Source organism: Pseudoalteromonas peptidolytica (genome assembly GCF_012641745.1).
In the GTDB taxonomy this organism is placed as follows: domain Bacteria; phylum Pseudomonadota; class Gammaproteobacteria; order Enterobacterales; family Alteromonadaceae; genus Pseudoalteromonas; species Pseudoalteromonas peptidolytica.
On sequence record NZ_WEHZ01000028.1, the window covers coordinates 59,323 to 72,792 of the forward strand.

6 protein-coding genes are annotated in these 13,470 nt (G+C 37.4%); 4 read left to right on the forward strand and 2 right to left on the reverse strand.

The features are described 5' to 3' along the window. The first annotated feature begins 373 nt into the window (after positions 1 to 373). A complete protein-coding gene (locus tag F9Y84_RS16660; RefSeq protein WP_125251284.1) occupies positions 374 to 1,588 on the forward strand; it encodes a replication protein A in 1,215 nt (404 codons plus the stop codon). A gap of 838 nt (positions 1,589 to 2,426) precedes the next feature. On the opposite strand, the gene F9Y84_RS16665 is transcribed toward F9Y84_RS16660, so the two are convergent. Further along, positions 2,427 to 3,293 (reverse strand): DNA replication terminus site-binding protein, encoded by an 867-nt coding sequence (locus F9Y84_RS16665; RefSeq protein ID WP_147391100.1) that lies wholly within the window; start codon positions 3,291 to 3,293, stop codon positions 2,427 to 2,429. A gap of 1,685 nt (positions 3,294 to 4,978) precedes the next feature. Between F9Y84_RS16665 and F9Y84_RS16670 the strand changes: the two genes are divergently transcribed. Further along, positions 4,979 to 6,334 carry a class II 3-deoxy-7-phosphoheptulonate synthase gene (locus tag F9Y84_RS16670; protein WP_125251286.1) on the forward strand — a complete coding sequence of 452 codons (1,356 nt, stop codon included), beginning with the start codon at positions 4,979 to 4,981 and terminating at the stop codon, positions 6,332 to 6,334. Positions 6,335 to 6,372: 38 nt separating this feature from the next. Here F9Y84_RS16670 and ppsR read toward each other — a convergent pair whose 3' ends face one another. Then, the gene (gene ppsR / locus F9Y84_RS16675) at positions 6,373 to 7,182 is read right to left on the reverse strand and encodes a posphoenolpyruvate synthetase regulatory kinase/phosphorylase PpsR (protein WP_128732017.1); all 810 of its coding nucleotides are present in this window, start codon (positions 7,180 to 7,182) and stop codon (positions 6,373 to 6,375) included. Positions 7,183 to 7,325: 143 nt separating this feature from the next. On the opposite strand from ppsR, the gene ppsA reads away from it, so the two are divergent. Both ppsA and ydiJ read left to right on the forward strand, forming a co-directional pair. Then, on the forward strand, positions 7,326 to 9,701 hold the full coding sequence (gene ppsA, locus F9Y84_RS16680; protein WP_147391101.1) for a phosphoenolpyruvate synthase: 2,376 nt from the start codon (positions 7,326 to 7,328) through the stop codon (positions 9,699 to 9,701). 332 nt (positions 9,702 to 10,033) lie between these two features. After that, positions 10,034 to 13,072, forward strand: coding sequence for a D-2-hydroxyglutarate dehydrogenase YdiJ (gene ydiJ / locus F9Y84_RS16685; protein WP_147391102.1), 3,039 nt, complete (start codon positions 10,034 to 10,036; stop codon positions 13,070 to 13,072). The last annotated feature ends 398 nt before the right edge of the window (positions 13,073 to 13,470 follow it).

Below are 13,470 nucleotides of genomic sequence, written 5' to 3' on the forward strand. Positions count from 1 at the left end.
TTAATGAGATCAATTTTTTACTAAGAAAAATCAGTTGGTTATTCACAGTAGCGGTAAGATCCGATCGTAAAATGTAAGTATAGATCTGATCTCTTCTAAGTAGAGATCAGATCTATACTAATTTAGGTTGTAGTTTTCCACAGGGGCGTGGTGTAGTGGGTCAAAATCAGCAAAAAACTAGATTATTGAGAGGGTTTTTATGGGCTTTTAATGCTAGCTTAGTAAAATGTTGATCTGAAAATTGAACCAGTTAGTAAAAAAATGATCCAAACAAAAAAAATGACCTCAGATCACTTTTATACTAACTTTAATCATTAACTTTTCCTGCTGAATATGTTGTTATTAGACGTCATGAAAATTTGGAAGTAAAACAATGAGCCGGAAGGTGAACATCTCTGTTGACAATTTGCCCGATTCACTTCGTGGACAGATCCATGGTGTAGAAAGTGCTATCGATAATGAAAGTTTGGCATTGTTCACTGATAATAAAGATGTTCGGGTATCAATAGAGCATGCAGCTCATGGTTTGAGAGCCTACTCAAATACCTTTAATCATTATGACTTATGGGGTCGTTTTGTTCGCTCTGGTCATAAAAAACTACCATTAGAAGAAGCGCCAAAAAAAACGATCGTTACTAGAAAAATTTCAGAGAAAGTTGATGGGATTTTGTATGAGGGTGAGATAAAAATTACGCCTGCTGTTGTGAGTACGAAAAAAGATGGCGATGACGAGGAATTTTTGGTCTGGCCTTCTGATCGTGAAGAAAAAGTTGAACGTGCACTTATTCGTCTTGCTTCAAAAGGGAAAATAGTAAAGATTAATTTTAAGTCCGGTATTCAATATGCTGTTATCTTTTCTATGAATGAACTAGCCCAAGAGCTCAAGGCCGTTGGACAGTCGATGCCGTACCCTCAAATTAAGGAGTCACTAGAAGCACTTCAAGGTTCAAAACTTTCTTTTAAATACACCGCAACAGATACTAAGAATCCAAGTATTGATGATTCTTTCTACGAATCAAACATGAACTTTTTGTCTTCGCTTCATTTTAGTGGCAAAAAAGGACAGGGTGGAAACATAAAATGTGTAGCTTGTCTTAATGCTTTTGTACACAACATGATTGATAATCTGGAGTATAAAGGTTATTACTTTAATAGTGCGCAAGAGTTAAAACGCGGTTTATCGCGTTGGATGATGTTGCGTCTCTATCACCTTTGGCGATATGCAGCTCCTGGTAAAACATATCATTTTCGTTTGATTTCAATCATGGAAAAGTATGGCTCTATCTATTCTGATGATGAAATTACAGAAAATAAACTAAAAGCCCTACGTCGTGATATGACTACAACAATGAAGGATTTGATCGAAAAAGGGGCTATATCTGAGTACAACATTTCAAATGTTAAAGATGAAAAGTCTGGAAAAATCATCGATTATGTTTATGAAATGCACCCTTCAGCACAATTTTGTGATGAAATTTTAGCGCTTAACAAACACCACAAGCGCATTGAGATTCAGGGTGGTAAGCGTATCGTTGAAAATGCAGAAGTAATAGATGAAGATACATTAGAAGAAATAGTGAAAAAGTAATGTCATGGTATTTGTTCGAAAAATGCCATATAAACATTTAATAAACGCCTCTGCTGATCTCTGTTTTCCAACGGCTACACGATAGAAAACTTTTAACTAATCATATTTAATTAACAGGAATCTGCTTCAAAATAATAGTATTTGGAACAAATAAAAAATCTGAAGAATAGTAGATTCGTTATTCTTCAGATTTTCCCTGAATTTAGTTTTTAAAACTTAAAGTGCGGTTAGCTGTATCCACTATTATTGTTCAGATACAAGTGCTAGTTGGGACGATGTTAAAAAATTGCCATCTAAAAAATAACAAACTAGCTTCTCTTATATTTTATCTGCTATTACGCATTTCGAGCATAAATATTGAAATAGAATTACTATAAAATTTGCTTCAATCGCTATAAATTGGTTTCTCACTCATCAAACTTCTTTTTTACTACTAATGCCAATTAGACTTAATACTTGCAAAATTTGAAAGAATAAATCTGACGCTAACAGCGTTAAAAATTTCTTATTTAGAACAACTAAATAAGAAATTTTTGCCTTGCCTATATGGATGTAGGTACCTTAGCGATAGCAGGAGGCGGTAGCGGAGTTATCGATAAGATTATCTCGCCTAAAAATAGACTACTTAATTAAGAAAATTGATCTAAACTTTCATCAACTTGATGTCTAACGCGATTATTATTTTAGTAGATTCAACTTATACTTTGATGATACAAATCTAGGTGTTTAAAGAACACATCATACTAAATGGAGTTATCGCCGTAACCCTGTTATGTTAAATTAGCTGAAAATTTTGGTCATGAAACTTATTCCGCGCATAATCACACATAAATACTGATTAATCACAGCGTTCTAGGTAGATTCTATCAACAAGAAAATTATACTCTCGCTTTCTAGGGTGGTCATCTTTTTCAATAAAATTGGAGAGTTCTCCAATTTTAGTATCAGGGTGTGGGTTTAATAAAATAAAAGGCAGTGCAGCACTGACATGATAACGGTTCGATGCGGTATAACGGACATTTACTTCAGGTGTTACTCGAGTAGGCCTTCTTATTCTTAGCTTTGCACTTTCAGAAAGGCTCGATACACGGTATTTTTCTTGTTCAACTAATTGTTTCCACTTTTCTTGATCTATCATTCTCGGATTAGAATAAATAGAGGAGCGATTAAGCATTTCCAAAGCGGCATCTTTTGTTAGCACTCTAGTCGCATGCTTTTTCATCCAGGTAAAGCGAACAGAAAAAGGCGGCTCTGATTCACAATGAATCTTTCGATAGGCTGCAAGAGTTATTAAATCAGGTACGGCATTATGCACAGCCTCGAACCGCGCATCGTTGTTAGAAATTTCCAAAATCGTATTTTTAAAATTTTCTTTTGCTAAATTAACTTCTGCGACTCTTGATTTTATTGTGTCTCTCGGATCGTTGACAAGTAAAAGACCGGGAAAGCGTTGTAGTAACTTGCCACTCTCACGACCACTTAAAAAAATATCACGGAACGAGTTTATACATTTCTTTTTCGCATCTTCACCGTCTAACTTTAAAATAGGAATCTGCTTAGGTGCGATTTCCTCATCTTGTTTTTTTACTGCTGGTAATTCATAAAAATTAGCTTTGATAATTTCGCTATGCTGTAATTCATGACATAACTGATCAATATGATGTATTAATACATCGAAAGTAGAACGGATATTAAATTTATTCATGTATGATGTGTTCTTTTTGAAGTTAGCATTATTATATCAGATCATCAACTATGTAGTATAGCTGTTTGACTATAAGGGTAATTTTGGACTGTACTAGTGATGTATGAAAGATGACTTTCTCATATGATGTGTTCTTGCGCTTATCTTTGGTTGTTGTTTTGCAGCTCTGGAGAATATTGATTTTAAATGAAGTATGATGTGTTCCTCTCATTCCTCGCGATAATATCTCTTTTTACGAAGTAAAGTCAATTCTAATGTAACAACGCTAAATGTATGTTACCGAAAGACCTAGATTGATATTCTTTATGATAATAAGGACAGTAAGGGAATTGTCTTTTAGCGACTAAATGAATTTTTCACAGAAAAGAAGTAGGGTAGCGATCGCTATTGTTTATTTGATAACTCTGAGAAGGTAGAATTATACATTGTCATCAATAAAATATGCTAAACCTGAACGCAAGCAGGTTATGAATAAATCGGGTTATTAATAATTTTTCCTACGTTTTTAGGCCCAAAGTGCTAGAAGATGCAGAATATGTTGTATGATAACAAGATTCGATTTTTCAATGGCGAATGTGAGATTGGTTTTAACTTTTGACTTACTGGAAGATCGAGAAGTAATCCTTGATGGCATTATTGCTATGATTCTTTTTTCTCAAAAAAGTTTTACCAGCTCCAATATCATGTCTTTTACTTATAAGTGACCTAAGAAAGCTTATCAATTCTATGCGATAGGTATAGAAGCCTCAAAAATTAAACGTAATCTGTCTTACATTTCAACTGGGTTGACAATTGACTCAAGTTGATGATTGTAAATCTGTCTGAATAGATGATTGCTTTAGTTAGTGGATCTGACATTTAACCGTTTTACTTATCGGTACTGGTATGTCTAGTGTTTATTGGTAAAACCATGCTGCTGTAGAGATTAGACTAAAAAACCTATCATTCAAAATAATCCCGAAAGAACGTTATAAGATAAAAAATAGAGTTAATACTGCTGTGGCACATTTTAAAATGTTGCTTTCATCTTAATAATTGAATTTTTAAGCTACGTAGGTAAAGGTGCGCTTTGAAAGGTATCAATCAAGTGGTAACTTTTTTTGCTTGTTTTAAGATTTGCTTAGAGACTTTTTCATAACTAGGCTCAAGCTAAGATTTGATAATTTAGATTATGCTTAGTAAAACTTCCTTTTTATAGCTAGAAATTATACAAACTCAATCTTTCAATAATATTGTAAAAGTAGGTGGAGAAAACTTTTAGAAGTTATCGTATCTAATTTATCAATCAAAAATACCTAAAACGAACTAAAAGCATATTTTATAGTTTGATCTAGTGCGAACAGAATAAAGTTAAATACTTTATCGTCAACCTTAGATTAAAAGTCTTATTTAACATAATAACCCCTTCGTTGGAGAAGATGTATCACTCTAAACTTTAATCAAATGAACAATTGATAGACTCTGCTCAAAGAGACGATGTCCGTAAATAAACACAATATTAAAGAGGTTTATCTTTTGTGCTTGGAGAATTTTTATAAATCCTTTCGTAGGTATTGATTCTATTAAAACTTACTAAAGTATGATGTGTTCTTTGTTTTATTAAAATCTATATTTCCCTTGATGAAAATTAGCCGTTAGGGTACTGTTCTAGTGTGTTTACACATATTGGAATGAGGAATTTTAAAATGGCCAATTGGAGCCCAAATAGCTGGAGAGATAAGCCCATCTTACAGCAACCAGAATACCCGGATTCAACCAAATTGAGTGCGGTCGAGAGTGAACTCAATTCAGCACCGCCGTTAGTCTTCGCTGAAGAAACACGTAGTCTATACAAAAGCCTAGCGGATGTATGTGAAGGAAAAGCTTTCATATTACAGGGTGGAGATTGTGCTGAATCTTTTTCTGACTTTAGTGCTGCAAATATTCGCGATACATTCAAAACCCTACTTCAGATGGCTGTGGTTTTAACGTATGGTGGTAAGTGTCCTGTTGTCAAAATAGCAAGAATGGCTGGCCAATACGCAAAGCCACGTTCGGCTGATTTTGAGACTATAGATGGTGTTTCTTTACCTTCTTACCGTGGTGATATCGTGAATAGCTTCGAGTTTACAGAAGATGCTCGTATCCCTGATCCAGATAGGTTGATGAAAGCATATCATCAATCAGCGGCGACACTCAATTTGCTCAGAGCCTTTGCACAGGGTGGTCTTGCCGACCTGCATCAAGTAAACCGCTGGAACATGAGTTTTGTCGCTGCGAATCCTCTAAAAGATAAATTTCAACAACTAGCAGAGCGTATTCAAGAGGCGCTCGAATTTATGGAAGTCTGTGGTATCGATTCCACTGTAGCGCCGAGCCTTAAAGAAACGCCGCTTTATACTTCACATGAAGCGCTATTACTAGGTTATGAAGAAGCGTTAACTAGACGTGACCATCTTTCAGGCGACTGGTATGACTGTTCAGCTCATTTCGTTTGGATTGGAGAGCGAACGCGACAATTGGATCATGCTCATATCGAGTTTTTCCGTGGCATCAAAAATCCAATAGGTGTTAAGGTTGGCCCAGGAATGCAAGAAGATGAATTAATTCAGCTTGTAGACGCCCTCAACCCAGACAACATACCGGGTCGTTTAACGCTGATCACTCGTATGGGAGCAGATGTACTTCCGGAAAAATTACCTAAACTGGTACGTCGAATTCAACAAGAAGGTCGCAAAGTTATTTGGACATCCGATCCCATGCATGGAAACACTGAAAAATCGACGACAGGATATAAAACACGTAGTTTTAATAATATCCTTCGAGAAATCAGTCAGTTTTTTGCGGTTCACAAATCTGAAGGCAGTTACCCTGGTGGTGTGCACTTAGAAATGACAGGACAGCACGTGACTGAGTGTGTTGGTGGTGCGTACGGTCTTTCGGATGAAGACTTGTCACAGCGATACAGAACTCAATGTGACCCACGCTTAAATGCAGATCAAGTCTTAGAACTTGGATTTTTAGTCGCAGACTTACTTAAAGACGCAAGAAAAGCAAGATAAGAATTTGTGTTCCAAAAGGCCGCACACGCGGCCTTCTTTTAGTATTTTCTGCGTTTCAAGCCTGTTTCAGAAATTATCTTGGCTGATATTTCTTCAACGGAATATCGCGTGCTATTCAAATAGGGAGTTTTATTGCGCTTAAATAACATCTCAACTTCCTTCACCTCAATACGACATTGCCTTATAGACGCATACTTTGAGTTTGCCATCCTCTCCTGTCTGATAGCAGCTAATCTCTCAGGCTCAATAGTTAAGCCAAAAAGTTTCTTTTTATAATTATCTAAACATTTTGGTAGCTTACCGCTCTCCAGATCTTCTTCTGTCATCGGATAATTCGCAGCTTTAATTCCATACTGTAGTGCTAAATATAAGCTGGTTGGCGTTTTACCACTACGACTAACACCGACTAAAATAATGTCAGCTTCATCGTAATTTTTAATATTTGCACCGTCATCATTTGCTAAAGCGTAGTTAACAGCATCAATTCTAAAGTCATAAGTAGACTCGTGAATACTATGCGTACGGTGTATTCTCGGCACAGGGCAAACTTTTAGTTCTTCACCTACAAGTTCACCCGAATACGATAAAAAGTCATAACAAACACCCTTAGATGAAAGAATAACTTCAGATAGCTCAGGGTTAACAAAAGTAAAGAACACTAATGGTTTTTCTCCTGAAGCTTCAGCTACAGAGTCGATCAAGCTTCTAATTTCATTAGCTTTTTCTATTGTTTCGACGAAAGGAATTGTCTGGTGATTAAACTCAACAGGAAACATAGAAAGCGTAGCATGACCGAACACTTCAGAAGTTATCGCTGTGCCATCGGAAATATAAAATGCAGTTCTCATTTTGATATTATTCATTTAGAAATTGTTTAAAATAAGCCAACGCGGTTTACGAAGGCAGCCATACCGTTGTAGAATGCCTGTGACCTAGTGGAAAGGTCAATTAATCTCTCACATTTAATACAATTTGTTTTGGAGACAGTTCCGTGCAAGACTACGTTCTCTGGTATCAAGAGTTAGGTATGCAGGATGTACCTCGAGTTGGTGGTAAAAACGCTTCTCTAGGTGAAATGATATCTAACCTTGCTAACGCTGGTGTACAAGTACCTGGTGGATTCGCAACAACCGCTGATGCGTTCAATGAATTTCTTGAGCAATCAGGGCTCAATGAAAAAATCCACTCAATCCTAGATACTCTCGATGTTGATGATGTCAACGAATTAGCCAAAGTCGGCGCCCAAATAAGACAATGGGTTATCGATACACCATTCCAACCAGAATTAGATAAAGCAATCCGTGAGGCTTACAGCCAATTACACGGTGATGCAAGCCAAGATGTCTCCTTTGCTGTTCGTTCTTCAGCAACAGCAGAAGATATGCCAGACGCTTCTTTCGCTGGCCAACAAGAAACTTTCCTAAACGTTCGCGGCATTGACGCCGTGATGATCGCGATAAAACACGTGTTTGCTTCGCTATTTAATGACCGTGCCATATCTTATCGTGTACACCAAGGCTATGACCACAGAGGCGTCGCGCTTTCAGCCGGCATTCAACGCATGGTACGTTCTGACAAAGCCTCTTCTGGTGTAATGTTCTCAATCGATACTGAATCAGGTTTTGAAGACGTTGTTTTCGTTACTTCTAGTTATGGTTTAGGAGAGATGGTAGTTCAGGGCGCAGTAAACCCTGATGAATTTTATGTACATAAGCAAACGCTTGCTAAATCAAAACCAGCTGTTCTTAAGAGAAATATTGGCTCGAAAGCAATCCAAATGATTTATTCAAGTGATGAATCTCATGGTAAGCAAGTTGAGATTGTTGATGTAGACTCAGCACTATCTAACCAATTCTCGATTACCGACGCAGAAGTAGAAGAACTTGCCAAGCAAGCTGTTATCATCGAAAAACACTATGGTCGTCCAATGGATATCGAGTGGGCAAAAGATGGTAACGACGGTAAGCTATACATCGTACAGGCCCGTCCAGAAACCGTTCGTTCAAACGAAGATGCGAACGTAATGGAACGCTTCCAGTTAAAATCAAAATCAGAAGTTATTGTTGAAGGTCGAGCAATCGGTCATAAGATTGGCTCGGGTGTCGTTAAAGTTTTGACTTCTATTGACGAAATGGATTCAGTAAAGCAAGGTGACGTACTTGTAACTGACATGACGGATCCTGACTGGGAACCTATCATGAAACGCGCCTCTGCTATCGTAACAAATCGTGGTGGTCGAACTTGCCATGCAGCAATTATCGCTCGAGAGCTTGGGATCCCAGCTGTAGTCGGATGTGGTAATGCAACTGATTTGATTACTAATGGCGACACCGTAACTGTCTCATGTGCCGAAGGTGACACAGGTTATATCTACAAAGGCGAGCTTGAGTTTGATGTTATTTCTTCTCGCATCGATTCAATGCCTGACATCCCAATGAAGATTATGATGAATGTGGGTAATCCAGATCGCGCATTCGATTTTGCTAAGTTACCGCACGCAGGTATCGGCCTTGCTCGTCTTGAGTTTATTATCAACCGTATGATCGGTATTCATCCTAAAGCATTACTTCATTTTGACAAGCAAGATGCAGAGCTACAGGCTGAAATTAAAGAGCTTATCGCAGGTTATGAGTCACCAGTAGAGTTTTATATCAGCAAGTTAGTTGAAGGTATAGCAACACTTGGCGCTTCATTTGCACCTGAACGAGTTATTGTTCGTATGTCTGACTTCAAGTCAAACGAATATGCAAACCTAGTTGGCGGTCAACAGTATGAGCCGGAAGAAGAAAACCCAATGATCGGTTTCCGCGGTGCATCTCGATATATTTCTGAAGACTTTAGGGAATGTTTCGCTCTTGAGTGTGAAGCGATTAAACGTGTTCGTAACGACATGGATCTAACCAACGTCGAAATCATGATCCCGTTCGTTCGTACTCTAGAAGAAGCAGCCCAAGTGATTGAAATTCTCGAAGCTCATGGCTTAAAACGTGGCGAGAACGGGCTAAAAGTCATCATGATGTGTGAACTTCCATCAAACTGCCTGCTAGCAGAAGAGTTTTTAGAATACTTTGATGGTTTCTCTATAGGTTCAAATGATTTAACTCAGTTAACTCTCGGTCTTGACCGTGACTCAGGTCTTATCGCACACCTTTTTGATGAGCGAAATCCAGCGATCAAGAAACTGCTTTCAATGGCTATTCAAACCGCTAAGGCAAAAGGCAAGTATGTAGGTATTTGTGGTCAGGGCCCATCGGATCATGAAGATTTTGCTGCTTGGCTGGTAGAAGAAGGAATTGATTCTGTCTCACTAAACCCAGATACAGTGCTTGAAACTTGGTTATATTTAGCTGAAAAGTTCACTAAATAACATACCATTAGCCCCAGTTTATTGAACTGGGGCTTTATGCTTAAGCAACTTTTTGCAGCATTTTAATGACCACTTCGCTATCTGTTATTCTCAGCGAATTACTATACTAGCCACTTTTCCAATCAAGTCATATCGATGTAGATACGAGTAAAAATCATAAAAGTGAACAAACTAATTTATTAATAACTTTCATGTTACTTTCTCCCTATCAACAAAACTGTACAATAGTATCTAAAATAAACTATTTTCATTTTTAACAAACCCAAAAATTCTCAAGTTGTTCATGGAACCTTCGTGATACAATTAATGCAAAGCAAGTAAAATATACCGTCATGATCGAAAATATTAGTCAGCAGGATTCTGCAAGTGAGCTCATAAGCCAGTACCACAAAAAACTCAGTGAATCAGGGTTTTCTGGGGACATAGATAATAGCTATGCCACACGCTTAGTAACGTCAACTGATAATAGTATTTATCAGCAAGTACCTCAGGCCGTCATTTTTCCAAAGTCAAATAGAGATGTACAAGTTGCTTTAGAACTTGCGCAACAGGATCCTTTTCTTTCTCTTACTTTTGGTCCCCGCGGAGGTGGCACAGGTACTAATGGTCAATCATTAACTCCAGGTATAGTAATTGATCTCTCAAGGTATATGAGAGAAATATTAGAAATTAACGAAAAAGAAGGGTGGGTCAGAGTCCAGGCAGGGGTTATCAAAGATCAACTCAATGATTTTCTGAAACCTTATGGCTTCTTCTTTTCACCCGACCTATCAACAAGTAATAGGGCAACTATTGGTGGTATGATCAATACCGATGCGTCAGGTCAAGGCTCTCTCGTTTACGGTAAAACCAGCAATCATATTTTAGGCTTAAAGACTTATCTCATTGACGGTACTGAGCTCAACACTTCAAAGCTTCCAATTGAAAAAGCGGAACTTTTAGCTCAGCAAAATTCAAGAACATCTGATATTTATGCTCATGTAATTGAAGCATGCCGCTCCAATCGCACTCTCATACTTGAAAAGTTTCCAAGGTTAAATCGATTCTTGACAGGTTATGATCTTGAAAATGTCTTTGACGAATCTTTATCTACGTTTGATTTATCAAGAATCGTTGCAGGTTCAGAAGGATCCTTGGCGATAGTAACAGAAGCTAAACTAAATCTAACCAAGATCCAGCCATACAAAACATTAATAAATATAAAATATGATTCTTTTGAATCCGCACTTAGAAATAGCCCATTTTTAGTGTCAGCAAATGCCACTTCAGTTGAAACTGTGGATAGTAAAGTACTAGGGTTAGCAAGAGAAGATATTATTTGGCATTCAGTATCGGACTTAATTACAGATGTACCTGGCTATGATATGCAAGGTTTGAACATGGTTGAGTTCAATGGTGAGTCAACACAAGAGATCAATTCGAAGGTAGAGAATCTTTGCAATAGGTTAGATACATTAATTGCAAACAAAGAAGCTGGAGTCATTGGATATCAGTTAATAGATAGCAAAGAAGATATTCTAAAGATCTACGCAATGCGTAAAAAGTCTGTTGGTTTATTAGGTAATGTTAAAGGAAAGCGTAAACCAATCGCGTTTGCTGAAGATACCGCGGTTCCGCCTGAAAATCTTGCTGATTTCATAATGGAATTCCGAGATTTGCTAGATAGCTATAAATTAGATTACGGCATGTTTGGTCATGTAGACGCGGGGGTTCTTCACGTTCGTCCAGCACTTGATATGTTTGACCCAGAGCAAGAACAGCTACTTAGGTCAATTTCTGACAAAGTTGTTGCACTTACTGCAAAATATCGCGGCTTAATGTGGGGTGAACATGGTAAAGGTTATCGTAGTGAGTATGGCCCAGAGTTTTTTGGTGAGCAGCTTTTTAGCGAGCTTAGAAAAATAAAATCTTTATTCGATAAAAACAATCGCCTGAACCCAGGAAAAATATGTACACCTATTGATTCGAACGACCAATTGGTATCGGTTGACGGGCAGAAAAGAACATGGCTTGATCGAGAGATACCTGTACAAGTACAAACAAGTTATGAGCCCCCACTCAATTGTAATGGTAACGGCCTTTGCTTCAACTATGATGAAAACTCCCCCATGTGTCCATCATATAAGGTGACTAAAGATAGACGTCATTCACCAAAAGGAAGAGCTGGTCTTTTTAAAGAATGGTTACGATTACAAAGTAACAAGGGTGTCGATTTAGTATCAGTAGAAAAGCGACTCATTAATGGTGAGAATACAGTCACATGGTGGGAGCGATTTTTAAATAGTCGAAATAAAGACGAGTATGATTTCTCCCATGAAGTAAAAGCATCCATGGATGAGTGCTTGGCTTGTAAAGCCTGTACGACCGCTTGTCCAATAAAGGTTGATGTACCTACTTTTCGCGCTAAATTTTTGAATTTTTATTACAGTCGTTACAATCGCCCAATAAAAGATTATTTAGTTGCCAATATTGAGCGCTTGTTACCGGTAATATCAAAATTCCCAAATTTGAGTAATTTAGTTCAAAATAACAGTATATCGAGTTATCTACTTGAAAAGCTTATTGGCTATGTGGATTCACCATTACTAAGTAAAGTTCAACTACATAAATTAGTACCTAAGGAATATCACTATTCTGACGAAGTATTTAACAGGCTTAGTGCTGAGGAAAAGCTACGTGCAATATTTATAGTCCAAGATCCTTTCACCAGTTTTTATGAAGCTGAATTAGTATCGGACTTTATTCAACTCATAAGAAAGTTAGGATATTATCCACTTCTTTTACCCTTCAAACCCAATGGGAAGCCTCAACACGTAAAGGGTCTTTTAAAACAGTTTAAGTCAACAGCGACAAATGCTTCTGAATTTTTAAATAAGATAAGTGAAAACGGCAGACCTTTAGTGGGATTAGACGCCTCGTTAGTTATGTGTTATCGAGATGAATATAAAGATATACTTCAAGAAAGTAGGGGAGAATTTAATGTACTGTTGGCCCATGAGTGGCTTGCAACTATTGATATTCCAAGTATAGACACGCTAAGTCCATCAAAGTTCAAGCTGTTAAGTCACTGTACCGAAACCACCTCGATGCCCGAATCGAAAAGAGTATGGAAAAGTATTTTCACAAAATTCAATTCTAACTTAGATACACCAAGTACTGGATGTTGTGGCATGGCTGGTACCTACGGTCATGAGTTACAGAACCAAGAAAATACGAGGGCTCTTTATGATGCTTCATGGCGATCGCATATTGAGGAAACTAAAGATGAAGCGATTCTCGCCACCGGCTTTTCCTGCCGCTGTCAGGTGAAGCGTTTTTCAGGTAACAAGCCCAGACACCCAATACAAATACTGAATAGTCTATTGGATTAAGTGTAGAATGTGAGCATTTAACTATTTAATGTTAGGTGCTCACTCTGGCTATATTTTGAAGTGTAAAAATCAATTCACTCCATATTATATTAACTGGAAAGAATCTTTTTAAAATAAACTATAATCAAACATCCTTATTAAACGCTTTATTTTTATCTTAGAACGTTTTCCAAAACCCTCAAAATCACATCCAATTTTTGTCACGATAACAATATTTTTATAAACCAGTTCTAATAAAATTTAAAATATGTCAGGTGAAAATGAATGTTTTCCCGAATTCAGATAATAAGTGCACCACTCATGGTTAATCGGTGAGGAGAGATCAACTGCCTGTTGGTGGTACTCTGTAATCGCCAAAAAACAAGAGTAGTTACCATGAGTTACAAGCAGTTGATCGA